This window comes from Cellulosimicrobium sp. G4 BAM 1002 (assembly GCF_057126935.1).
In genome coordinates, this window is the sequence record NZ_CP182109.1 from 1839106 (window position 1) to 1861847 (window position 22742).

Genomic DNA, 22742 nt, shown 5'->3' on the forward strand with positions numbered 1-22742 from the left:
TCACAGTGCCGGGAGCCGGACCATGCCCTCCTGCGCGATCGACGCGACGAGCGTCCCGTCCTGGGCGAACACCCGGGCCGCGCCCAGCCCGCGCCCGCCCTGCGCGCTCGACGCGGACTGCACGTAGAGCAGCCACTCGTCGACGCGCGCGTCGCGGTGCCACCACATCGCGTGGTCGAGGCTCGCGATCGACAGGTCGGGCGTGGTCCAGCCCACGCCCGCCTCGCGCAGGATCGGCTCGAGCATGACCTGGTCGCACGCGTACGCCATGAGGGCGCGGTGCAGCAGCTGGTCCTCGCCGACGTCGCCGCGCGCGCGCATCCAGACCATCTGGTGGTCCTTCGGCTCGTGGTCGGGGCCCAGGTAGAGCGACCCGCCGACGTGCCGCAGCTCGAACGCCGAGTGGTGCGACCAGAACCGCGCGATCGGGTGGTCGATGCCGCCGAGCACGTCGAGCGCCGAGGGCACGTCCTCCGGGGGCGGCGCGTCCGGCATGGGCGACGAGTGCTCGATCCCGCCCTGGTCCTCCTGGAACGACGCGATCATCGACAGGATGGGCTTGCCGTGCTGGATCGCATGGGTGCGGCGCGCGCTGAACGAGCGGCCGTCGCGCAGCCGCTCGACCGCCAGGTCGATCGGCACGTCGAGGCTGCCGGGGCGCAGGAAGTAGCCGTGCAGGGAGTGGGGGAGCCGCCCGTCCGGGACGGTGCGCCCGGCCGCGAGGACCGCCTGCGCGAGCACCTGGCCGCCGTACACGCGCCCGGTCGGCTGGTGCACGCTCACGCCCCGGAAGTGCTCGGGGTCCGCGGCGGACCCGTCGCCGTCGCCGATCCGCTCGAGCTGCAGCACCTCGAGGAGGTGACCGAGCGGGTTGGGGACCTGCTCGCGGGGCGCCGCGGGCGACGTCGGGCCGGGGGAGGTGTGCTCGGGGGTCACGGGGGTGGGCTCCTTCGCTCGGGCGGTCGGGTCAGTCGTCGAACGTGTTGAGGAGCGAGTGCGCCGCACGCTCCAGGTAGTCCCACAGCGTCGCCTCCTGGATCGGAGCGAGGTCCAGGGTGTCGACCGCGGCACGCATGTGCGCGAGCCACCGGTCGCGCGCGTCGGGGTTGACCTTGAAGCCGGCGTGCCGCATGCGCAGGCGCGGGTGCCCGCGCTGCTCGCTGTACGTCGTCGGGCCGCCCCAGTACTGCTCGAGGAACGCGGTGAGCCGCCAGCGCGCACCCGCGAGGTCCTGCTCGGGGTACATGGGCCGCATCACCGGGTCGGTGGCCACGCCCTCGTAGAAGGCGTCGACGAGGCGGACGAACGTGTCGTGGCCGCCGACCTCGTCGTAGAACGTGCGGCTCGGGCGGACCGGCGCGGACTCGTTGGTCATCCCGGTGACGGGCAGCGTCGGGCGGGGGCTGGGCTCTGTCACCGGCCCATCATCGCACCGCGGGGCCGCGCGCCCGGGCCCTGCGCGGGCGGGCCCGCGTCCGAGCGGCGCACGTCACAGCCCGAGGTCCGCGAGGACGGGCAGGTTCTCGCGCACGACGGCGCGCGCCCCGGCCGCGCTCTCGGCCTCGACCGCGAGCCGCGCGAGCCGCCGGCACTCGTCGAGGTCGACCTCGCGCAGGAGGGCCGCGACGTCGGGGATCGCGCGCGCGGTCATCGACAGGGAGGAGACGCCCAGCCCCACGAGCACGACGGCGAGCACGGGCTGGGACGCCGCCTCGCCGCACACCCCGACGGGTCGTCCCTGCTGCGCGCCGCCCGCGCACGTCGCCGCGACGAGCTGCAGGACGGCGGGCTGCCACGGGTCGCTCAGCTCGGCGAGCGACCCGAGGAGCCGGTCGGCCGCCATCGTGTACTGGGTGAGGTCGTTCGTGCCGATGGACGCGAACGCCGCGCGGGCCAGGATCGGCCCCGCGAGGAGCGCCGCGCTCGGCACCTCGACCATGACTCCCGCGACGTCGAGCCCGTGCGCGCGGCACCGCTCGACGAACCACTCCGTCTCGCCCACGGTGGAGACCATCGGCGCCATGACCCACACCTCGGCCTCCTCGGCCGCCGCGGCACGCGAGATCGCGTCGAGCTGCTCCTCGAGCAGCTCGGGCCAGCGTGCGGCCGTGCGCAGGCCCCGGACGCCGAGCGCCGGGTTCTCCTCGCCGTCGACCGTGAGGAAGTTCAGCGGCTTGTCCGCGCCGGAGTCGAGCGTGCGGACCACGACCTTGCGGCCCGGGAACTCGCGGAGCACCGTGCGGTACGCGGCGACCTGCTCGTCCACCGTGGGCGGCTGGTCGCGGTCGAGGAAGCAGAACTCGGACCTGAAGAGCCCGACGCCCTCCGCGTTCGCGGCCGCGGCGGGCGCGGCACCGGCCGGGTCGCCCACGTTCGCGAGGAGCTGGACCCGGTGCCCGTCACGCGTGCGACCCGTCCCGTCGAACGTGCGGACCTGGTGCGCACGGGCCCGCGCCGCGGAGACCTGTGCGCCCGTGGGGTGCACGACGACGGTGCCCGCCGAGCCGTCGACGAGCACGAGGTCCCCGAGCGCGAGCGCCGCGCTCGCGCCGGTCGCCGCGACGACCGCGGGGATGCCCATCGCGTTCGCGACGATCGCGGTGTGCGACGTCGGCCCCGCGCCGTCGGTGACGATCGCGAGCACGCGCGCCGGGTCGAGCGCGGCGGTGGCCGACGGCGCCAGGTCGGGCGCGACGAGCACGAACGGCTCGGGGTGCTCCGGAACACCGGGCGCCGGACGACCGGTCAGCGCGGCGACGAGCCGGTCGCGCACGTCCGCGACGTCCCGCGCCCGCTCGGCGAGGTGCCCGCCGAGCTCGGTGAACTGGCGCACGACCTCCTCGGCCGCCTCCCACACCGCGCGCTCGGGCACCAGGTGCTCCTCGACGACGCGACGCCGGGCGTCTGCCGCGAGCGTCGGGTCCGCCGCCATGACCGCCGTCGCCTCGAGGACGTCGCGCGTCTCGCCGTCCGCGGCGTCGGCCGCGCGCTGCAGGTCGGCCGCAACCTGCCCGGCCGCCTCGTCGACGCGCCGCGCCTGGGCCTCGTGGTCCGCACGGGGCGGCAGGCGCAGACCCGGCGGCGGCGCCGCGATCGGCTCGGGCATCAGCACGACCGGCCCGACCACCGTCCCCGGGCACACGCCGATGCCGGTGATGACCTGCCGTTCCTCGTCCTGGCTTCCGCCCGTCACGACCCCGCTCCTGTCCGCCTCGGCGCCGCTCCCGGCGCCGCGTCGATCCGGTGACAACAGTGTCTGGAGACTAGGCTGTAGGGCAGGTGCACGGCACCCCGACACCCCGGATCCCGAGCGGGATCCCACCCGCGACTCGCCTCAGGAGACATTTTCGATGAGCACCCCCTCGGACCAGAAGGCACAGCAAATCCTCGACGCCCTCGGGGGGCAGGGCAACGTCGTCGACCTCGAGCCGTGCATCACGCGACTGCGCGTCGAGGTCACCGACCCCGCGCTCGTCGACGAGGCGCGTCTCAAGGCGACCGGCGCGTTCGGCGTCGTGCGCTCGGGCCGCGTCGTGCAGGTCATCGTCGGCCCCGAGGCCGACAACCTCGCCGCGGAGCTCGACGGCCTGCGCTGAGGCATTCGCTGAGCCGCCGCTCAGCCGCACCGCCACCGCCACGCCTCAGGCCGGAGCGTCCTTGCTCATGGCCGGGGTAGCGGCGGCCGCGGCGGCCGCCGCAGCGCCCCGGGCGGCGCGGCGGCCGGCGCTCGACGACGTCTCTCCCGTGTCGTCGTCGGGCTTCGCGGGGGAGTGGTCGAGGACGACCACCTGCTGTGCCCCCGCGAGGGGGATGCCCGCCTCCGACAGGCCGGTGCGCACCTGCGCGCGCAGGGCGCGCGCCACCTCCCACTGCATCGCCGCCTGGGTCTTCACCTGCACCTTCAGCTGCAGCGCCTCGGCCGTCATCGCCTCGATGCCCGTGACCTCGGGAGGCTCGAGGAAGTAGGTGCCGAGCACCGGGTCTCGGCGCACCTCCTCCGCGGCCGCGAGGAGGGTCTCCCGGACCTTGTCGACGTCCGCCCAGTAGGCGACGCGGACATCGACGACGGCGCGACCCCACTCCTGGGTCTTGTTGCCCGTGCGCAGGATCTCGCCGTTGCGGATGTACCAGAGCGTGCCGTCGCCGTCTCGCACCTTCGTCACGCGCAGCGCCACCTCCTCGACGGTGCCGACCACCTCGCCGAAGTCGACCGAGTCCCCCACGCCGTACTGGTCCTCGAGCAGCATGAAGGTGCCCGACAGGAAGTCCTTGACGAGGCTCTGGGCGCCGAAGCCGAGCGCCACGCCCGCGATGCCGGCCGAGGCGAGGAACGGCGCGATGTTGACGCCCAGCTCGGAGAGCACCATGAGGACGATCATCGTGATGACGACGATGTTCACCGTCGAGCGCAGGACCGACCCGACGGTGCGCGCCCGCTGGGCGCGGCGCGCGGTCGCGAGCGGGTTGGCGCGCAGCAGGACGCTGCCCACCTCGGTCCTGCCGAGTCCCTCCAGCCGCTTGCTGCGCAGCGCCGGCGTGCCCTCCGCGATGTGCTCGGTGACGCGACGGATGACGCGGCGCACGAGAGCGAGCGCGACGGTCCCGATGACGATCACGAGGATGACGCGCAGCGGAACCCCGAGGAACCAGTCCCACCACGACGACGGGTCGGTCACCTCGAGGCCGTCGGTCACGGCGGACCCGACCGAGCCGGGGACGGGGGCACTGACGAGGGGGAGGAAGGGGTGAAGCATGCCCGCAGGGTACCCGCGGGACGTCGGCGCGAGGTGGGAGCGCCCGGGGGCCCAGGACCCTCGGGCGAGGGGCACGCCGGGCGAACGCGCTGCTCGTGGGCCCGCGTTCTGGCAGGATGCGGTGCGTGAGCGAACCCCCGCAGACGGACCTGCCCGAGCCGTTGGTGCAGCTGGCCGACGCCCACGGCGTCGCGTCCGACTTCTGGGACTTCGACGGCACCCGACGCCAGGTCCGGGCCTCGACGCTCGTCGCCGTGCTCGAGGCGCTCGGCGTCCCGGCGGCGTCGCCGGAGAAGGTCGCGGTGAGCCTCGAGCACTCGCGCGACGACGCGTGGCGCCAGATGCTCCCGCCGACCGTGGTCGTCCGCCAGGGCGACGTCGTGACCGTGCCGGTGCACGTCGTCGACGGCGCACCGGTAGAGGTGTGGATCGAGCTCGAGGCGGACGCGCGGCGCATAGGCCACCACGCCTCACGGGCGCAGCGGGAGCGCCGCGACCTCAGCCAGACCGACCTCTTCGTCGAGCCGCGCACGGTCGACGGGCGTCGCATCGGGCGGGCGACGTTCGAGGTCCCCGCCGACCTTCCCCTCGGCTGGCACGACCTGCACGCGTCGAGCGAGGGCACGCAGGCTCGGGCCACGCTCGTCGTCACGCCCCGCCGCCTCGAACCGCCGCCCGCCCTCGACGGGCGGCGCACGTGGGGGTTCATGACGCAGCTCTACTCGGTACGCTCCCGCGCCTCCTGGGGCGTGGGCGACCTCGCCGACCTCGCGGACCTCGCGTGGCTCTCCGCGCGCGAGGCGGGCGCCGACTTCGTGCTGGTCAACCCGCTGCACGCGGCCGAGCCCCGAACCCCCATGACGCCCTCGCCCTACCTGCCGACGAGCCGGCGGTTCGTGAATCCGCTCTACATCCGGGTCGAGGACATCCGCGAGACCGCCTACCTGTCGGCAGCGGACCGCTCGCTCGTCGAGTGGGCCTTCGACCCCGTGCGCGACCTCGACACCGACCCCGGCCCGATCGACCGCGACGCCGCGTGGGAGGCCAAGAAGGCCGCCCTCGAGGTCGTGTTCGCCGCGCCACGCTCCACTGCCCGGCAGGCGTCGCTCGACGCGTTCCGCGCCGAGCAGGGCAAGGGCCTCGAGGACTTCGCCACCTGGTGCGCGCTCGCCGACCACTACGGCGACCGCGACTGGCCGCCGGGAGCGACCGACCCGTCGAGCCCCACCGTGGCAGGGCTGCGGCAGCAGCTCTCCGACCGCATCGAGTTCTACTGCTGGCTCCAGTGGGTCGCGGACGAGCAGCTCGCGTTCGCCCAGCGCACCGCGCGCGAGGCGGGCATGTCGATCGGGGTCATGCACGACCTCGCTGTCGGCGTGCACCCCCACGGCGCGGACGTCTGGGCGCACCGCTCCGTGCTCGCGACCGGCGTGTCCGTCGGCGCCCCGCCCGACATGTACAACCAGCAGGGCCAGAACTGGTCCCAGCCGCCGTGGCACCCCCGGGCGCTCGCACGCGCCGGGTACGCCCCGTACCGCGACATGCTCCGCACGGTCCTGCGGCACGCGGGCGCGATCCGCATCGACCACGTCATCGGGCTCTTCCGCCTCTGGTGGATCCCGGGCGGCGCGCGCGCCGACGCCGGGGCGTACGTCCGCTACGACCACGAGGCACTCGTCGGCATCCTGTGCCTCGAGGCGCACCGTGCGGGCGCGACCGTCATCGGCGAGGACCTCGGGGTGTTCGAGCCGTGGGTGCGCGACTACCTCGCCGACCGCGGCGTCCTCGGCACCTCGGTCCTGTGGTTCGAGAAGACCGGCGACGGCGAGCCGCTGCCGCCCGAGGACTACCGCCCGCTCGCGCTCGCGACCGTCACGACGCACGACCTGCCGCCCACGGCCGGCTACCTCGCCGGGGAGCACGTCGAGCTGCGCGACCGCCTCCGCGTCCTCAACCAGGACGTCGCCGAGGTGCGGCGCGCGGCGCGCGCCGAGCGCGACGCCATGGTCGCGTTCCTCCGCGAGCGCGAGCTCGTCGGCGACGACCCGTCCGAGCGCGAGCTCGTCGAGGCGCTGCACGCCCTCATCCGCCGCACGCCCGCCGCCCTGCTCGGCGTCTCGCTCGCCGACGCCGTGGGGGAGCGGCGATCCCAGAACCAGCCGGGCACCGACCAGGAGTACCCCAACTGGAAGGTGCCCCTCGGCGACTCGTCGGGCAACGTCGTCCTGCTCGAGGACCTCTTCGACAGCGCCCGCCTGCGCTCGCTCGTGAAGGTGATGAACGCAGAGCTCTGACCTCGCCGTGCCGGGGTAGAACCCTGGTCGCGCGAGGTAGAACCGTGGTTCTTTACGGCCGACGGCGCGTGGTTGCCCTGGGTGTCGGGGTGGGCGGGGGCGCCGCGTCTACCATCCGCCGCTCGTTCCTCGCGGCTCCCGCCAGGCCCGACCACGACGCGGCGCCCCCACCCACCCCTCCGGCGTCGTCTCGCCCTGGTCCGTGCTCACCCGGGCCGACGGCCCGCGGGGCCGGTCTCCCACCGTCTCGCCGTCTCGCGGTTTCGCGGTCTCGCCGTTCGGCCAAGGCCCGAGCCCCGCGTGGTTGTCGAGCACGACGTTGCTCGCGGTCGAACACGACCTGAGTGTCGTTACGGCCTGCATAACGACACTGATGTCGTGTTCGGCGCGTGACCAGGCCTTGACCGGCCGACCATGGCTCTACCTCGCGCGACCACGCCTCTACCTCGGCGGACCACGCCGCTGCCTCGGCGCGATCCGGCAACGTGCCCTGGGTGAGGTGACGGCCGAGCGGGTGGGGCGGCGTCGGATGCGAAGGGCGTCAAGGCCGCGCTACCAAGACCCACGCCCGACGGACCAGGGTGACGGCGCGGACAGCCCGAGCACCGACGCCGCCCCACCCGCGGACCTGACCACGGCACGCTCGGCCCACGCCGTCGGCGCACCGACGGCGGACCGCCGGCGCACCGACGGTGCGGTCGGGTCAGGCGTCGGCGGCCTGGGCGGTCAGTGCGCGCTCGACGCCGGCGAGGTTCTCGACGACCAGGCGGCGCAGCGCTGGGGCCGCGTCGGCGTTGGCGTCGAGCCAGTCCTGCGTGGCGTCGCGCAGGGCCGCGTTGGCGAGCGGTGCCGGGTAGAGGCCGGTGACCAGCGCCTCGGCGATGTGGTACGACCGCTCGTCCCACAGGGGGAGCAGGGCGTCGAAGTACGCGCCGACGAGCGGGGCGAGCGACGCGGGGTCGTTGACGTGCTGGAACCCGAGCGTCGTGGCGCGCACGATCGCGTTGGGGGCGTCGTCCGACCCGACGAGCCGGTCGAACGCGGCGCGCTTGGCGTCGGCGGTCGGCACCGTGGCCCGGGCGCGGGCGGCCGACTGCTGGCCGGTCGCCGTCGAGTCGTCGACGAGGGTGGCCTCGATCTCGTCGTCGGCCGCGAGGTCGAGCAGCACGAGGCCCTCGAGGATCTCCCAGCGGAGGTCGGTGTCGATCTCGAGCCCGTCGAGCGCCGCCGAGCCGTCGAGAAGGGAGCGCAGCGCGGTGCCGTGCGCGGGCGTCGACGCGAGGTGCGCGAAGAACTTCACGAGCTGGAACTGGAGGTCCGAGCCCGCCGTCGCCTCCTGGGCGAGCGACCACAGCACGTCGCCGACGTGCTCGAGCGTCTCGGCGCGCCGCTCGGGGCTCACGTAGGACTTCACCGCGAGCGCGAGCTGGTTGAGCGTCGTGCGGATCGTCGTCGACTCCGTCTCGCGTGCGATGTTGGCGAGGACGAGCCGGACGTAGTCGCTCGCGGGCGTCTCGCCGTCGCGCGTCGCGTCCCACGCCGAGCCCCAGACGAGGGAGCGTGCGAGCGGGTCGGCGAGGTCGGCGAGGTGCTCCGTCGCGACCTGCAGCGACGCGGCGTCGAGCCGGATCTTCGCGTAGGCCAGGTCGTCGTCGTTGAGCAGGACGAGCTGGGGGCGGTCGAGCCCGAGCAGCTCGGGCACCTCGGTCCGTGCGCCGTCGACGTCCACCTCGACGCGGTGCACCCGGGTCAGGACGCCGTCGACGAGGTCGTAGAAGCCGATGCCGAGGCGGTGTGGACGCAGCGTCGGGTGGTCTGCGGCGGCGGACTGGAGCACGGCGAACGCCACGACGCGACCGTGCGCGTCGACCTCGATCTCGGGGCGCAGCGTGTTCACGCCGGCCGTCTCGAGCCACTTCGCCGACCACTGCGTGAGGTCACGGCCGCTCGTGGCCTCGAGCTCGACCAGGAGGTCGCGCAGCTCCGTGTTCTGCCAGGCGTGCTTGCGGAAGTACGCGGCGACCCCCGCGAGGAACTGGTCCTTGCCCACCCACGCCACGAGCTGCTTGAGCACGGACGCGCCCTTGGCGTAGGTGATGCCGTCGAAGTTGACGAAGACGTCCTCGAGGTCGTTGATCGTCGCGACGATCGGGTGGGTCGAGGGGAGCTGGTCCTGGCGGTAGGCCCACGACTTCTCCATCGCGGTGAACGTCGTCCAGGCCTCGGTCCACTCGGTGGCCTCGGCGGTCGCCAGGGTGGAGGCGTACTCCGCGAACGACTCGTTGAGCCAGAGGTCGTTCCACCACTTCATGGTGACGAGGTCGCCGAACCACATGTGCGCGAGCTCGTGGAGGATCGTCACGACGCGCCGCTCCTTCACGGCGTCCGTGACCTTGGAGCGGAACACGTACGTCTCGGTGAACGTCACGCACCCGGCGTTCTCCATCGCGCCCATGTTGTACTCGGGCACGAAGAGCTGGTCGTACTTGTCGAACGGGTACGGGTGCTCGAACGCGTCCTCGAAGAACGCGAAGCCCTCGCGGGTCTTGTCGAACACGTAGTCGGCGTCCATGTGGTCCGCGAGCGAGGCCCGGCAGAAGACGCCGAGCGGGATCGTGCGCCCGTCCGACGACGTGAGCTCGCTCCGCTCGACGACGTACGGGCCGGCGACGAGCGCGGTGATGTAGGAGGAGATGCGCGGCGTGGGCTCGAACTCCCAGCGTGCGACCTCGACGTCGCCCGCACCGGTCCCCGTCGGGTCCGGCTTCGTGCCCAGCGCGACCGGCTCGGGGGTCGGCTGGTTGCTCACGACCTGCCACGCGGCGGGCGCCGTCACCGTGAAGGCGAACGTCGCCTTGAGGTCGGGCTGCTCGAACACCGCGAAGACGCGGCGCGAGTCCGGCACCTCGAACTGCGTGTAGAGGTACACCTCGTCGTCGACGGGGTCGACGAACCGGTGCAGGCCCTCACCGGTGTTCGTGTACGCGCAGTCTGCGACGACCCGCAGCTCGTTCTCCGCGGCCAGCCCGTCGAGCGCGATGCGCGAGTCGGCGAACACGACCGCCGGCTCCAGCGACCGACCGTTGAGCACGACCTCGCGCACGCCCGGCGCGACGAGGTCGACGAACGTGCCCGCGCCCTCGGTCGCGGTGAACCGCACCACGGTGGTCGACGCGAACGTCGTCGCGCCCGTCGTCAGGTCGAGGGCGACGTCGTAGGACTGGACGTCGACGATCCCCGCGCGCTCGCTCGCCTCGGCACGGGTGAGGTTCTCTCCGGGCACTGCATCTCCTCGGTCTCGGGTCGGGCCTGGTACCGGCCTCGACGGCGGCCTGTGGGCCACGGACGATCATCCCACGCACGCCCACGCCCGCTCCCGGGAATACGCTGCCGCTGCGTAGCGTCGAGATTCTGGGGGAACGTTGCCCCGGGCGCACAGCGCCGCACCGATCTGCGGACCGGCTCACCGGCCGCCACCACGAAGGAGACCGTCCAGTGACCCTCACCGCGACGTCCGAGACCACCGCGACCGAGAACGACGTGCGCGTCGCCGACTTCTGGTTCGACCCCGTGTGCCCGTGGGCGTGGATGACCAGCCGCTGGATGGGCGAGGTCGAGCAGGTGCGCGACGTGACGGTGCGCTGGCACGTCATGAGCCTCGCCGTGCTCAACGAGGGCCGGGACCTGCCGGAGGAGTACCGCGACCTCATGGAGAAGGCGTGGGGGCCGGTCCGTGTCGTCACGGCGGCACGCGTCGAGCACGGGGACGACGTCGTCAAGCCCCTCTACGACGCCATCGGCACGCGCCTGCACCCGGGTGGCCGGAAGGACTACGACGCCGTGCTGTCCGAGGCGCTCGACGAGGTCGGGCTGCCCGCGTCGCTGGCCGACGCCGCTGGGTCGGACGCATACGACGAGCAGCTCCGGGCGTCGCACGCCGAGGGCATCGGGCGCGTGGGCGAGGACGTCGGCACGCCGGTCGTCGCGTTCGGCGACACCGCCTTCTTCGGACCCGTCGTGACGCCGGCGCCGAAGGGCGAAGCCGCAGGTCGGCTGTGGGACGGGTGCGTCCTCGTCGCGAGCACACCGGGCTTCTTCGAGATGAAGCGCACGCGCACCCAGGGGCCGGTCTTCGACTGACGTCCGACCTCGCGGGGTTCGACCCGCACGGGTGCGTCGTGCCATGCTTCGTCAGGTTGCGGGTGCTGTCAGGAGTCCCGCCGCCCGGTCGCGCCGGGCGAGACCGACGAGGACCCCGCGAGGAGCCCAGCATGTCCCCGAACGTACCCGTGCCACCCCCGCCGCCGCCGCCCGGCGGCGTGCCGGGGACCGCGGGCACCCGGGACGGCGCCCAGCACACCGTCACGTACCCGCCGGCGCCGGCGGCCCAGGCGGGACCGCCGCCGTCGTACACGCCGACGTCGGGCCCGACGTCCCGTGTCGCGGCACCGCACGCCGCTCCTGCGGACGCGCAGCCGACGATGGTCGCACCGGCGTCCGCCTTCCAGCCGGCGACGGTCCAGCACGTCACGCCCGTCACGCAGCTGCCGACCGCCGCGCAGCCGGCCGTGCCCGCGCCCACGTCCTACCCGGCGCCGCCGCAGCGCGTCCGGTACGCGACGGAGCAGAACGGGTTCGCGACGGCGGCCCCGGTCGGGTCGTCGGCGAGCCGGCCCTCGTACGCCGCCGAGCACGCGCCGAACGGGTACGCGGCTCCCGCGGCCACGTACCCCGGCCAGCCCCAGGCGGCGCAGCCCGCCTACCACCCGCCGGCCGCCGTCGCGGCAACCCCGCCGACCGGCGCCACCCCGGGTTCGGGCGGCGGCTCGGGGACGTCCCGGCCGCCGGCCGGTCGTGGTGCCGGCGACGGGGGAGGACGCCGGGGCGGCCGCGGGTCCGACCGGCTGAGCCCGGGCTGGATCGCGTTCATCGTGGTCGACGCGCTGCTCGTCATCGGTGCGGTGGTCTTCGCGATCTCGCTCCTCGGCGGGGGCGACGAGGACCCTGCCGCGCAGGGCACGACGCCGCCCGCGGCGACGGCGACCGAGGGCACCGGCGAGACGCCCGACGCGGAGCCGACGGTCTCCGAGACGTTCGCGTCCGAGTCCCGCAACATCACGTGCGAGGTGACGGACGTCGGCGTGACGTGCGAGATCGCGCAGCTCGCGACCCAGCCCGCACCCGTCGACGGGTGCGAGGGCACGCAGGGGTACCGCGTCGTGCTCGACGACTCCGGGGTCTCCACGCCGTGCGTCCCCGCGGCGGAGCAGCCGCAGCCCGCCGCGGCGGACGTCGCGATCCTCGCCTACGGCTCGTCGAAGACCGTCGGCGGGTACACGTGCGACAGCGCGGAGACCGGAATGACGTGCCGGGACGACGCCACCGGCGAGGGCTTCACCATCGCGCGGGCGGGGATCCGCCCGCTCTGACCGCCGACCGGCGAGGGAGGGCCGTGGTCCACGACCACGGCCCTCCCTCGCGTGTCTCGCCGTCCACCAGGATGCCTACCAGATGCGCACGCGGTCCTCGGGGGCGAGGTAGAGCGCGTCGTCGGGGCCGACGCCGTACGCCTCGTAGAACTCGTCGACGTTGCGGACCACGCCGTTGCAGCGGAACTCGTTGGGGGAGTGCGGGTCGGTGGCGATCCGGCGCACGACCTCCTCGTCGCGGCCCTTCGACTGCCAGACCTGCGCCCAGCCGAGGAACACGCGCTCGATACCCGTGAGCCCCTCGATCACGGGCGCCTCCGCGAGCGGGCGGCCGAGCGCGATGCGGTAGGCCTTGAGCGCGATCGACAGCCCGCCGAGGTCGCCGATGTTCTCGCCGATCGTCAGCGCGCCGTTCACGTGGGGCCCGTCCGCTCCCAGCTGGGCGGGGCGGAACGCGTCGTACTGGGCGATGAGCGCCTTCGTGCGCTTCTCGAACTCGGCGCGGTCCGTGGCGGTCCACCAGTCCTCGAGGCGGCCTGCGCCGTCGTACTTGGAGCCCTGGTCGTCGAAGCCGTGACCGATCTCGTGCCCGATCACGGCTCCGATCCCGCCGTAGTTGACGGCGTCGTCGGCCTCGGGGTCGAAGAACGGCGGCTGGAGGATCGCGGCGGGGAAGACGATCTCGTTCATGCCCGGGTTGTAGTAGGCGTTGACGGTCTGCGGCGTCATGAACCACTCGTCGCGGTCGAGCGGCTTCCCGATCTTGCTCAGCTCACGGTCCTGCCCGAAGGCGTGCGCGCGCCGGACGTTGCCCACGAGGTCGTCGGCCTCGACGACGAGCGCGGAGTAGTCGCGCCACTTCACGGGGTAGCCGATCTTGGGCGTGAAGGCCTCGAGCTTCGCGAGCGCCTTGGTCTTGGTCTCGGCGGTCATCCAGTCGAGCGCGGAGATCGACTCGCGGTAGGCGGCGACCAGGTAGGCGACGAGCTCCTCCATGCGCGCCTTGTGCGCGGGCGGGAAGTGCCGTGCGACGTACTGCGCGCCGACGGCCTCGCCCAGCGCGCCCTCGACGACGGAGACGCCGCGCTTCCAGCGCTCGCGCACCTCCTGCGCACCCGAGAGCGTGCGGCCGTAGAAGTCGAAGTTCGCCTCGACGAGCTCGTCGGTGAGGTACGGGGCCCGGGCGCTCACCAGGTGGTAGACCATCCAGAGCTTCCAGTCCTCGAGCGGCTCGCTCGCCCAGAGCTCGGCGAAGCCCTTCGCGAAGTCGGGCTCGCGCACGACGACGTCGTCCAGGGACCCCTGCGGCGCGCCCAGCGCGAGGACCCAGGCGCGCCAGTCGAAGCCGGGCGCCTCCTCGGTCAGTGCCGCGAGCGTGCGCGGGTTGTAGGTGAGGTCGGCGTCGCGGTCGCGCACGACGTCCCAGTGCTTCGCGGCGAGCTTCGTCTCCAGCGCCAGGATCCGCTCGGCGGCCTCCTCGGGCGCCGCACCCCACGTCTCCGCCGTGACGCCCGCGAGCGTGAGCATGCGCGCGACGTGCGGCGCGTACTTCTCGCGCACGGGCGCGTACTGGTCCTCGCGGTAGTACGCCTCGTCCGGGAGGCCGAGCCCCGACTGGTAGAGGTACGCGACGTAGCGCTCCGGGTCCTTCGCGTCGTTGTCGACCCAGAACCCGACCGCCCCCGCGCCGCCCGTGCGCTGCAGCGCCCCGAGCGCACCGGTGAGCTCGGCCTGCGTCGTCGCGAGCGAGATCAGGCTCAGGTCGCTCTGCAGCGGCGTGGTGCCGAGGGCCTCGATGGTGTCCGTGTCCATGAAGCTCGCGTAGAGCGCGCCCACCTTCGCGGCGTCCGCACCGACGTCCTCGCCGCCCGACGCGACCGCTTCGCCGAGGTCGGTGATGATCTCGCGCACGTGCACCTCGGCCTGGTCGTGCAGCGCGCGGAACGCGCCGTCCATGGCGCGGTCCGCGGGGATCTCGTGCGTCGCGAGCCACCGGCCGTTGACGTGGCGGTAGAGGTCGTCCTGCGGGCGGGTCGCGGGGTCGAGGGCCTCGAGGTCGATGCCCGAGCGCGGCTCGCCCGGGCCGACGGACGTGGACAGAGGGGAGGTCTGTGTCATGCGTCTCAGGCTACGGCCTCGGCCCGACGTCGAGGCCCCTGCCTGCGGCATGATGGGCGCATGCGCGTTCACCTCGCCGCGGACCACGCCGGCTACGAGCTCAAGACCCACCTCGTCGAGCACCTCGAGGCCGCGGGCCACGACGTCGTCGACCACGGTGCACACACCTACGACGCGCAGGACGACTACCCGTCGTTCTGCTTCGCGGCGGGCGAGGCCGTCGTCGCGGAGCCCGGCTCCCTCGGCGTGGTCATCGGCGGATCGGGCAACGGCGAGCAGATCGCGGCCAACAAGGTCGACGGCGTGCGCGCCGCGCTCGCGTGGAACCTCGAGACGGCGCGGCTCGGGCGCCAGCACAACGACGCGAACGTCGTGGCTGTCGGCGCGCGCCAGCACTCCGTCGACGAGGCCGTCGAGCTCGTCGACGCGTTCCTCGCCGAGCCGTTCAGCGGCGACCAGCGGCACCAGCGCCGCATCGACCAGCTCGCGGCGTACGAGGCGGCGCGCGGCACCTCGGCCTGACGTGCCCGAGGGTCACACCGTCCATCGCCTCGCACGGGCGTTCGGCGAGCTGTTCGTCGGCGAACGGCTCGCGGTGAGCAGCCCGCAGGGCCGGTTCGCGGCGGGTGCCGCGCTCCTCGACGGCCACGTGCTCGTCGCGAGCGAGGCGTGGGGCAAGCAGCTCTTCCTCGGCTTCGTCGCGCCGGAGGGCGCCGCCGTGGCCTCGCCGACCGGGGACGACGTGCGCTGGCTGCGCGTCCATCTCGGCCTCTACGGCGCGTGGACGTTCGCCGGAGACGCGAGCACCGCCGTCGTGCACGCGATCGGCGCGCCGCGCCGTCGGATCGGGGAGCGCGAGTCGGTCCCCGTCGGACCTGGCGTCACGGTCGGGTCCGACGGCGCCTGGACGCCCCCGGCCCCGCGCGGCGCCGTGCGCGTGCGGCTCGTCGGGGAGCACGCCGTGGCAGACCTCACGGGGCCCACGGCGTGCGAGGTGATCACGGGCGAGGAGAAGCGTGCGGTCGAGAGCCGCCTCGGCCCCGACCCGATCCGCGACCCGGGCCCGGACGAGCCAGACCCGCGCGAGGACTTCGTCGCCGGCGTCCGGCGCTCGCGCAGCCCGGTCGGGCTGCTCCTCATGAGCCAGGACGTCGTGGCGGGCGTCGGGAACATCTACCGGGCCGAGTCGCTCTTCCGTGCGCGCCTCGACCCGCTGCGTCCCGGTCGCGACGTGCCGACCGACGACCTGCGCTCGCTGTGGGACGACCTCGTGGTGCTCATGCGCGACGGGACGCGCACGGGGGCGATCGTCACGACACGTCCCGAGGACCGGGACGGCGGGGCCGCGACGTCCGCCGGGGCGACCGAAGCCGGCGGGCAGGCCGTCCCGGACCGGCGACGCGTCCGCCAGAACACCGACGGCGCACCCGACGCCGTCCCGGCGGACGAGGCGTTCTACGTCTACCACCGGGACGGCCTGCCCTGCCGCGTGTGCGGCACCCCGGTCCTGCTCTCCGAGCTCGCGGGTCGCACCCTCTACCGGTGCGGCGTCTGCCAGGCCTGACCGCTCAGAACACCCAGCTGCACACCGGCGCGACCGGCCAGCCGAACGCCGCGCTCGCGCGCGCGAGCGCACCGGACGAGTGCTCGGTGACGAGGCCCGCCGCGGCGAGGCTCGCGAGCGACGTCCCGCCGAGGTAGGCGGCGCCGAGCTCGCGCACGTCGAGCGAGAGGTCGGCGGCGTCCTCCGTGCGGCCGGCGTGCGCGTCGCCGAACGCGGACGCACGCAGGCGCCAGTGCCCCGCGTTGTCCGCCAGGCGTTCGTCGGTCACGTGCAGGACGACGTCGAGGTCCGCGGCGTAACGGCGTGCGGCGAGCGCCGCGGGGACGTCCACGACCCGGACCCAGAGGTTGTCGGCGAGGCGCGGCGCCGCGGAGCGCGGGTCGACCATGAGGCTCGTGACGACGTCGTCGACCGGGAGCGTGAACGGCGTCACCTCGTGCGTGAGGTCCAGGTCCGTGAGCACGCCCCACAGGGCACGGGCCGCCGCGGCGTCGAGCGCGACGACCTCGCCGGTGCTCACCGGTCCCCGCGGCCCGGTGACCTCCCACGAGAGCTTGCGGTGGAACCGTGCGTACCCGCGCGGCTCGCCGTCGAGCTCGACGATCACGATGCGCGTCGCCTCGCGGTCCTTGCGCCACACCTTCGCGTCGTCCCAGAACGTCGCCTGCAGCTCGGGCGTCTCGCGCGCCGCCCAGCCCGGCCGGTTGAGGCCCGGTCCCTGGCCCGTGGGGTCGGCGCCCGCGCGCTCGTGCAGCGACGCGACCAGGTCACCGTGCCGCGCGCGGTCCGCGCGCTCGATGCGGACGGTGTGCCGCTCCGCGCCCGGGACGTCGCGCAGGGCGACGCCGCGCGGGACGGTGAGCCGCACGTCGTCGGCGGCCTTGCCGTACCCGAACCGCCCGTAGATCGCGGCCTCCGCGGCGAACAGCGCGGACAGCGGCTCGCCGCGCTCGCGGCACCGCGCGAGGTGCGTGTCGATCATCGCCGACAGGATCCCGCGACGGCGGTGCCCGGGGTGCACGCCGACCCACGTGAGCCCCGCGACGGGCGCCGTCGCGCCCGGGACGGGGAAGCGCGAGAACGGGTACGACGCGTGCATCGCGACGAGGTCCCGGCTCACCGGGAGCGTCCCGTCGACGGGCAGGGAGCCCGTGTCCTCGTGCTCGCGCACGACGCCGAGCGTGCGCTCCCACGTGAGCGGGAACGGCAGGTCGACGAGCTCGTCGACCTCGATAGCGGACGGGAAGACCGTCGTGTCGAGGTCGAGCACGTCGCGCAGGTCGGCGGCCGTGAGCGGGACGATCTCGTAGCCGTCGGGCAGGCGGACGGCCTCCGTGCTGTCGGAGGGTGCGGGGGCCGTGGTCGGGCGGTGGTCGCTCATGGGTCCGATCCTGGCCGCTCACCACCGCGGGGCGCCAGGACAATCCGGGCCCGGCCGCCACCGCCCGCGCACCGCGCGTGCGCTCTACAGTCTGTCCCTATGGAACGGCCCGTCGAACGACGCAGCGACCCGACCGACGCGACCGCCGCCGCGGCCCAGTACGCGGGGGCCGTGCTCGCCCTCGTGCGCCGGATCCCGGCCGCGAGGGCCATGACGTACGGGCTCGTCGCGGAGATCGTCGCCGAGGACCTCCACCGCGGCGGGCCACGACAGGTGGGTCAGGTGCTCGCGGGGTCGTCCGGCGTCGACGACGACGGGGCACCGGTCCCGTGGTGGCGCGTCGTCAACGCCGCAGGGTCGCCGCCGGCGCACCATCTCGACGCGGCGCTCACCGAGCTGCGCGCCGAGGGCTGCCCCCTGTCGCGCGACGGCCGACGCGTGGACCTGCGCCGCGCGGTGTGGTTCCCGGAGACGGACTGACGCCGCGTCAGCCCGCGAGGAGGGGCGCGATCGTCTGGACGGCGGTCGCGTCGCCCTGCACCAGGAGGGTCGTCACCGCGGTCTCGCGCCAGGCGGCGAGGTCGCGCGCGATCTTCTCGGCCGGCCCGACGAGCGCGACGTCCTCGACCATCGCGGTCGGGACCGCGGCGACCGCGAGGTCCTTGCGCCCCGCGAGGTAGTGCGCCTGGATCTCGTCGCACGCCTCGGCGTACCCGAGGCGGTCGAGCGCGTCGCGGTGGAAGTTCGCGCCCTTCGCGCCCATGCCGCCGACGTACAGCGCGAGGAACGGTCGCACCTGGTCGGCGGCGCGCTCGACGTGCTCGTGCACGACGACGGGCACGGTGGCGCTCACCTCGAAGTCGGCCTCGGGAGACCGCTCGGGTGACCGCTTCGCGAACCCGTCCGCGAGGAGCTCGCGGAACGAGGCGTCCATGCGGGGCGAGTAGAACAGGGGCAGCCAGCCGTCGGCGATCTCGGCCGCGAGCGCGATGTTCTTCGGCCCTTCCGCGGCGAGGTGGATGGGCAGGTCGGCGCGCAGCGGGTGCACGGTCGAGCGCAGCGCCTTGCCCAGCCCGGTGCCGGCGCCCTCGGGGAGCGGCAGCGGGTAGTGGGGGCCGGACGAGGTCACGGGTGCCTCGCGGGCGAGCACCTGCCGGACGACGTCGACGTACTCCCGCGTGCGGGCGAGCGGCTTCGCGTACGGCTGCCCGTACCAGCCCTCGACCACCTGCGGGCCGGAGACGCCGAGTCCCAGGACGAACCGGCCGCCCGACAGGTGGTCCATCGTCAGGGCGGCCATCGCCGTGGCGGTGGGAGTTCGCGCCGAGATCTGCGCGACCGCGGTCCCGAGCCGGATGCGCGACGTGCGCGCACCCCACCAGGCGAGCGGCGTGAAGGCGTCGGAGCCGTAGGCCTCCGCGGTCCACACCGAGTCGACGCCGAGGCGGTCGGCCGCGACGACCGCGTCCTGGATGCCCTCCGGGGGGCCGGCTGACCAGTAGCCGGTGTGGATGCCGAGACGCATGCGGGCTCCTCTTCGTCGAGGTGTCGTGGTGGACGGCCGCCGGAGCGGCACGGGAGTCGAGAGCGGGCGGTACCCGGCTGCGCAGCGGGCAGGGGGTATCCGGTACGCGAAGTCTCGGGTACCGCCCGCACTCACCCTAGCCGATCCACGGACCCCGGCGGCACGACGAACGACGGGCCGCCGTCCCGAAGGACGACGGCCCGGTGGAGCGCTCGGTCACGCGGTCAGATCACGTACTCGATGAGCAGCGAGGGGTCCTCGACGGTCTCGCGCTGGGCGGGGGCCGCGGCCGGCATCCGGACCGTCGCCGGGACTCCCACCGCGACCGCGCCCGCGGGGACGTCCTTGACGACGACGGCGTTCGCCCCGACCTGCGCGTCGTCTCCGACCCACACGGGTCCGAGGATCTTCGCGCCGGCTCCCACGACGACCCGGTCGCCGAGCGTCGGGTGACGCTTGCCCCGCTTCATCGAGCGCCCCCCGAGCGTCGACGTGTGGAACAGCACGACGTCGTCCCCGACGACCGCCGTCTCGCCGACGACGACCCCCATGCCGTGGTCGATGAACAGCCGTCGCCCGATGCGGGCCCCGGGGTGGATCTCGACACCGGTGACCGCGCGTGCGAGCTGGGACACGAGCCGCGCGGGCAGGCGCAGCAGCGGCTCACGCCACATGCGGTGCGCGAGCCGGTACGCCCACACGGCGTGCACCCCCGGGTAGGCGAGCGCGACCTCGAGGCGGCTGCGCGCCGCGGGGTCGCGTCGCCGGGCCGCCTCGAGGTCCTCGCCGAGCACGCGCACGAACCGGCGCAGCCGGTAGCCGGCAGTCCTGCGGTGCGTCTGCGGGACGGACACGTCAGTCCAGCAGGTCCGCGTAGAGGACCGAGGACAGGTAGCGCTCGCCGAACGACGGGATGATCGTCACGATGAGCTTGCCGGCGTTCTCGGGCCGCTTCGCGACCTGGAGCGCCGCCGCGATCGCGGCGCCCGACGAGATGCCCACGAGCAGACCCTCCTCCTTGGCGGCCCGGCGCGCGTACTCCACGGCGGTCTCCGCGTTGACGTCGATCACCTCGTCGTAGACGGAGGTGTCGAGGATCTCGGGCACGAAGTTGGCGCCGATGCCCTGGATCTTGTGCGGCCCGGGCTGACCGCCGTTGAGGATCGCGGACTCCTCGGGCTCGACCGCGATGATCTGCACGCCGGGCTTGCGCTCCTTGAGCACCTGCCCGACGCCCGTGATGGTGCCGCCCGTGCCGATCCCGGCGACCACGATGTCGACCTCGCCGTCCGTGTCGGCCCAGATCTCCTCGGCCGTCGTCCGGCGGTGGATCTCCGGGTTCGCCTCGTTCGCGAACTGGCGCGCGAGGATCGCTCCCTCGCGCTCGGCCACGACCTCGTCGGCCTTGTTGACGGCACCCTTCATGCCTTCCGAGCCCGGCGTGAGGATGAGCTCGGCACCGAACGCGCGCAGCAGCGCGCGGCGCTCCTTCGACATGGTCTCGGGCATCGTGAGGACGACGTCGTAGCCACGAGCCGCGCCGACCATCGCCAGCGCGATGCCCGTGTTGCCGGACGTCGCCTCGACGATCGTGCCGCCCGGCTTCAGGACTCCCGCCGCTTCGGCGGCGTCGATGATCGACACGCCGATGCGGTCCTTCACCGAGTTCGCCGGGTTGTAGAACTCCAGCTTGCCCACCACCGTCGCGTCGATGCCGTCGGTGAGCTTGTTGAGACGCACGAGGGGGGTGTTGCCGACGAGCTTCGTGACGTCGTCGTAGATGCGGGCCATGGTTTCCTCTTCTGTCGACGGCTGCTGGTGAGCCGGGGTGGGGGTGCCGATCCAGGGGTCGGGGTGCGCTCGCGGTCCCGGACCCTCGACCGAGTCTGGTCGAGTCTTCCGGCGGGCGCGCGGGGCGCGACGGGTGCGGTGTCGCGAGGACGCCTCACGCTCACCGGCGCGGTACGTGCAGGCGGGGCGCGGGGCGTCGCGCGGGGGCGGTCGTCAGCGACAGCCGAGACAGGGACAACAGGAGGTGCGCGAGACGGCGCGGTGCAGCGATGCAGGACGCGCGCTCGTCGCGGTCATTCCTCGCTCCTCCTGGTCGGGCGTGCCACCGGGTCCCGAGGATCGGGACGCGCGACCGGCACTGGGCACGAGGCTATCGGTCCGTGTCGGGCACCCGCAACGCCGTCCGCCCAGGAAGACGGACGGGCGCCTCGCGTGCTGCGAGGCGCCCGGAGGACGAGGGAGTGTCGTCGGAGGGAGCGGGCGACGGGAATCGAACCCGCGTAGCCAGTTTGGAAGACTGGGGCTCTACCATTGAGCTACGCCCGCGCGGGTCGTCGGGCACGCGATCCGGTTCCCGTCGAGAGGGAGCCGCGATCCTCCGGTGCCGCCGACCTGCGGCCGTAACCTTAGCAAACGCCCGCGACCGCTCGCGCGCCCCGTCGTCCGCAGCGCCCGGTCCCACCAGTACACTTGCCGATGCTCGCCCGTCTCGAGGGGCGTGCGGGGTGTGGCGCAGGTTGGTAGCGCGTCCGCTTTGGGAGCGGAAGGTCGCAGGTTCAAATCCTGTCACCCCGACCATGAAGTCTGAGAGGCCCGCGTGACGAGCACGACCCCGTCCTCGCGTGCGACCGTCGCCGCGCTGGTCGCCGCGGGGAGCGGGGCGCTCCTGTCGCTGCAGGGCCTGCTCAACGGAGACCTCGCCTCGGCCGGTGCCGGCCCGCTCGTCGCCGCGTGGCTCTCCTACGTCGGCACCCTGCTGGCGGCCGTGCTCCTGGTCGTCGTCCGGCGCCGCGTGCGCGCGACCGTGGGGGTGCTGCGCGCGGCGGCCGCCTGGTGGTGGTTCGCGGTCGGGCTGTGCAGCGTGCCCGTCGTGGTCGCGATGGCCGCGGGGATACCGGTCGTCGGCGTGGCGATCGCCACCGTGTGCTCGGTCGCGGGCCAGACCGTGGCCGGCCTGACGCTCGACGCCCGGGGAGTGGGGGTGCCCGTCCCGATCCGCCTGACCCCGCGACGCGTGGCCGCAGGCCTCCTGGCGCTCTGCGGTCTCGGGATCGCGGTGCTCGGTGGTGCTTCCGGGGGCGGCGGTGGCTGGGCCGTCGTCGTCGCCGGCGCGTCCCTTTTCGTCGGCGGCGCGGTGCTGTGCGGGCAGCAGGCCGGTAACGGCCGCGTGACCCAGCTCACAGGGGACCCCGTCGTGGCGACGCTCACCTCGGTCACCGGCGGTCTCGCCGGCATCTCGGTCGTGTGCGCGCTCGCCGCGCCGTTCGGCGCGCTCGACGGCGTCGCCCTCCCGCCGCAGTGGTGGCTCTACCTGGGCGGCCCGCTCGGGACCTTCATCACGGTCGCCGCGGCGTTCGCGGTGCGGCACCTCGGAACCTTCGTCCTGACCCTGACCGTCGTGTCCGGCCAGATGGTCATGGCCATCGCCCTGGACCTGGTCGGTGCGGCGGGTCTGCGGTGGCCGACGCTCGTCGCTGCCGGGGTGGTCGCCGCCGCCGCCGTGCTCGTGGTCCAGCGCCCGAAGGTGCGGGCGACGTCGTCGTCTTGACCGTTCCCGTACGATGGGACGGTTGCCCGTACGTCCGCGTGCGTGCCTCTCCGTGCCCGAGCGGTTCCGCTGCGCGCACGGTGTCGTCCCCGGCCGCCCGCCGGCCCGCCCCGATCAG

The 22742-nt window shown here is 74.1% G+C and carries 18 protein-coding genes and 2 tRNA genes; 9 read left to right on the top strand and 11 right to left on the bottom strand.

Annotated features, from left to right (window positions below):
* The 3 genes from ACMXGY_RS08260 to ptsP all read right to left on the bottom strand — a co-directional run bounded on the left by ACMXGY_RS08260 (position 1) and on the right by ptsP (position 3193).
* Positions 1-936 carry an acyl-CoA thioesterase gene (locus tag ACMXGY_RS08260; RefSeq protein ID WP_483776366.1) on the bottom strand — a complete coding sequence of 312 codons (936 nt, stop codon included), beginning with the start codon at positions 934-936 and terminating at the stop codon, positions 1-3.
* 31 nt (positions 937-967) lie between these two features.
* Positions 968-1375, bottom strand: a complete 408-nt coding sequence (locus ACMXGY_RS08265; RefSeq protein WP_483776818.1) for a globin — start codon at positions 1373-1375, stop codon at positions 968-970.
* Between the two features lie 114 nt (positions 1376-1489).
* Positions 1490-3193 (bottom strand): phosphoenolpyruvate--protein phosphotransferase, encoded by a 1704-nt coding sequence (ptsP, locus tag ACMXGY_RS08270; protein WP_483776367.1) that lies wholly within the window; start codon positions 3191-3193, stop codon positions 1490-1492.
* Between ptsP and ACMXGY_RS08275 the strand changes: the two genes are divergently transcribed.
* Positions 3156-3596, top strand: a complete 441-nt coding sequence (locus ACMXGY_RS08275; RefSeq protein WP_483776819.1) for a PTS sugar transporter subunit IIB — start codon at positions 3156-3158, stop codon at positions 3594-3596. The genes ptsP and ACMXGY_RS08275 overlap by 38 nt on opposite strands.
* Positions 3597-3641: 45 nt before the next feature.
* On the opposite strand, the gene ACMXGY_RS08280 is transcribed toward ACMXGY_RS08275, so the two are convergent.
* Positions 3642-4754 carry a mechanosensitive ion channel family protein gene (locus ACMXGY_RS08280; RefSeq protein ID WP_483776368.1) on the bottom strand — a complete coding sequence of 371 codons (1113 nt, stop codon included), beginning with the start codon at positions 4752-4754 and terminating at the stop codon, positions 3642-3644.
* A gap of 116 nt (positions 4755-4870) precedes the next feature.
* Here ACMXGY_RS08280 and malQ point away from each other — a divergent pair, with 116 nt between their 5' ends.
* Positions 4871-7048, top strand: a complete 2178-nt coding sequence (malQ, locus tag ACMXGY_RS08285; RefSeq protein WP_483776820.1) for a 4-alpha-glucanotransferase — start codon at positions 4871-4873, stop codon at positions 7046-7048.
* A gap of 703 nt (positions 7049-7751) precedes the next feature.
* Here the strand turns inward: malQ and pepN are convergent.
* Positions 7752-10331 (bottom strand): aminopeptidase N, encoded by a 2580-nt coding sequence (gene pepN, locus ACMXGY_RS08290; protein ID WP_483776369.1) that lies wholly within the window; start codon positions 10329-10331, stop codon positions 7752-7754.
* 212 nt (positions 10332-10543) lie between these two features.
* On the opposite strand from pepN, the gene ACMXGY_RS08295 reads away from it, so the two are divergent.
* On the top strand, positions 10544-11188 hold the full coding sequence (locus ACMXGY_RS08295; RefSeq protein ID WP_483776370.1) for a mycothiol-dependent nitroreductase Rv2466c family protein: 645 nt from the start codon (positions 10544-10546) through the stop codon (positions 11186-11188).
* A gap of 131 nt (positions 11189-11319) precedes the next feature.
* A complete protein-coding gene (locus ACMXGY_RS08300; RefSeq protein ID WP_483776371.1) occupies positions 11320-12477 on the top strand; it encodes a hypothetical protein in 1158 nt (385 codons plus the stop codon).
* A 75-nt stretch (positions 12478-12552) separates the two neighbouring features.
* Here ACMXGY_RS08300 and ACMXGY_RS08305 read toward each other — a convergent pair whose 3' ends face one another.
* Complete coding sequence (locus ACMXGY_RS08305; protein ID WP_483776372.1) at positions 12553-14595, bottom strand: M13 family metallopeptidase; 2043 nt, start codon at positions 14593-14595, stop codon at positions 12553-12555.
* A gap of 60 nt (positions 14596-14655) precedes the next feature.
* Here ACMXGY_RS08305 and ACMXGY_RS08310 point away from each other — a divergent pair, with 60 nt between their 5' ends.
* Together ACMXGY_RS08310 and ACMXGY_RS08315 are read left to right on the top strand one after the other, a co-directional pair.
* A complete protein-coding gene (locus ACMXGY_RS08310; protein ID WP_483776373.1) occupies positions 14656-15117 on the top strand; it encodes a ribose-5-phosphate isomerase in 462 nt (153 codons plus the stop codon).
* A gap of 1 nt (position 15118) precedes the next feature.
* Positions 15119-16159, top strand: a complete 1041-nt coding sequence (locus ACMXGY_RS08315) for an Fpg/Nei family DNA glycosylase (protein WP_483776374.1) — start codon at positions 15119-15121, stop codon at positions 16157-16159.
* A 4-nt stretch (positions 16160-16163) separates the two neighbouring features.
* Here the strand turns inward: ACMXGY_RS08315 and ACMXGY_RS08320 are convergent, their stop codons facing one another.
* Positions 16164-17540, bottom strand: coding sequence for a GNAT family N-acetyltransferase (locus tag ACMXGY_RS08320; RefSeq protein WP_483776375.1), 1377 nt, complete (start codon positions 17538-17540; stop codon positions 16164-16166).
* 99 nt (positions 17541-17639) lie between these two features.
* Between ACMXGY_RS08320 and ACMXGY_RS08325 the strand changes: the two genes are divergently transcribed.
* A complete protein-coding gene (locus ACMXGY_RS08325; RefSeq protein WP_483776376.1) occupies positions 17640-18020 on the top strand; it encodes an MGMT family protein in 381 nt (126 codons plus the stop codon).
* A gap of 7 nt (positions 18021-18027) precedes the next feature.
* Here the strand turns inward: ACMXGY_RS08325 and ACMXGY_RS08330 are convergent, their stop codons facing one another.
* From ACMXGY_RS08330 to ACMXGY_RS08345, 4 genes are all read right to left on the bottom strand, one after another.
* On the bottom strand, positions 18028-19065 hold the full coding sequence (locus tag ACMXGY_RS08330; RefSeq protein WP_483776377.1) for an LLM class F420-dependent oxidoreductase: 1038 nt from the start codon (positions 19063-19065) through the stop codon (positions 18028-18030).
* 224 nt (positions 19066-19289) lie between these two features.
* A complete protein-coding gene (gene cysE / locus ACMXGY_RS08335; RefSeq protein ID WP_483776378.1) occupies positions 19290-19919 on the bottom strand; it encodes a serine O-acetyltransferase in 630 nt (209 codons plus the stop codon).
* A gap of 1 nt (position 19920) precedes the next feature.
* Positions 19921-20856, bottom strand: coding sequence for a cysteine synthase A (gene cysK / locus ACMXGY_RS08340; protein ID WP_483776379.1), 936 nt, complete (start codon positions 20854-20856; stop codon positions 19921-19923).
* A gap of 475 nt (positions 20857-21331) precedes the next feature.
* Positions 21332-21402: transfer RNA gene (locus tag ACMXGY_RS08345), tRNA-Gly, on the bottom strand.
* Between the two features lie 175 nt (positions 21403-21577).
* Between ACMXGY_RS08345 and ACMXGY_RS08350 the strand changes: the two genes are divergently transcribed.
* Together ACMXGY_RS08350 and ACMXGY_RS08355 are read left to right on the top strand one after the other, a co-directional pair.
* Positions 21578-21654, top strand: a tRNA-Pro gene (locus ACMXGY_RS08350).
* A 19-nt stretch (positions 21655-21673) separates the two neighbouring features.
* Entirely contained in the window at positions 21674-22624 is a 951-nt protein-coding gene (locus ACMXGY_RS08355) for a DMT family transporter (RefSeq protein WP_483776380.1), read from the top strand.
* The last annotated feature ends 118 nt before the right edge of the window (positions 22625-22742 follow it).

Bases quoted from the DNA above. Each gene is read 5' to 3' on its own strand.
- ACMXGY_RS08265 (WP_483776818.1), bottom strand. From the start codon at position 1,375: ATGACCAACGAGTCCGCGCCGGTCCGCCCGAGCCGCACGTTCTACGAC.
- ACMXGY_RS08275 (WP_483776819.1), top strand. From the start codon at position 3,156: ATGACCTGCCGTTCCTCGTCCTGGCTTCCGCCCGTCACGACCCCGCTC.
- ACMXGY_RS08280 (WP_483776368.1), bottom strand. From the start codon at position 4,754: ATGCTTCACCCCTTCCTCCCCCTCGTCAGTGCCCCCGTCCCCGGCTCG.
- malQ (WP_483776820.1), top strand. From the start codon at position 4,871: ATGCGGTGCGTGAGCGAACCCCCGCAGACGGACCTGCCCGAGCCGTTG.
- ACMXGY_RS08300 (WP_483776371.1), top strand. From the start codon at position 11,320: ATGTCCCCGAACGTACCCGTGCCACCCCCGCCGCCGCCGCCCGGCGGC.
- ACMXGY_RS08305 (WP_483776372.1), bottom strand. From the start codon at position 14,595: ATGACACAGACCTCCCCTCTGTCCACGTCCGTCGGCCCGGGCGAGCCG.
- ACMXGY_RS08310 (WP_483776373.1), top strand. From the start codon at position 14,656: ATGCGCGTTCACCTCGCCGCGGACCACGCCGGCTACGAGCTCAAGACC.
- ACMXGY_RS08320 (WP_483776375.1), bottom strand. From the start codon at position 17,540: ATGAGCGACCACCGCCCGACCACGGCCCCCGCACCCTCCGACAGCACG.
- ACMXGY_RS08325 (WP_483776376.1), top strand. From the start codon at position 17,640: ATGGAACGGCCCGTCGAACGACGCAGCGACCCGACCGACGCGACCGCC.
- ACMXGY_RS08330 (WP_483776377.1), bottom strand. From the start codon at position 19,065: ATGCGTCTCGGCATCCACACCGGCTACTGGTCAGCCGGCCCCCCGGAG.
- cysK (WP_483776379.1), bottom strand. From the start codon at position 20,856: ATGGCCCGCATCTACGACGACGTCACGAAGCTCGTCGGCAACACCCCC.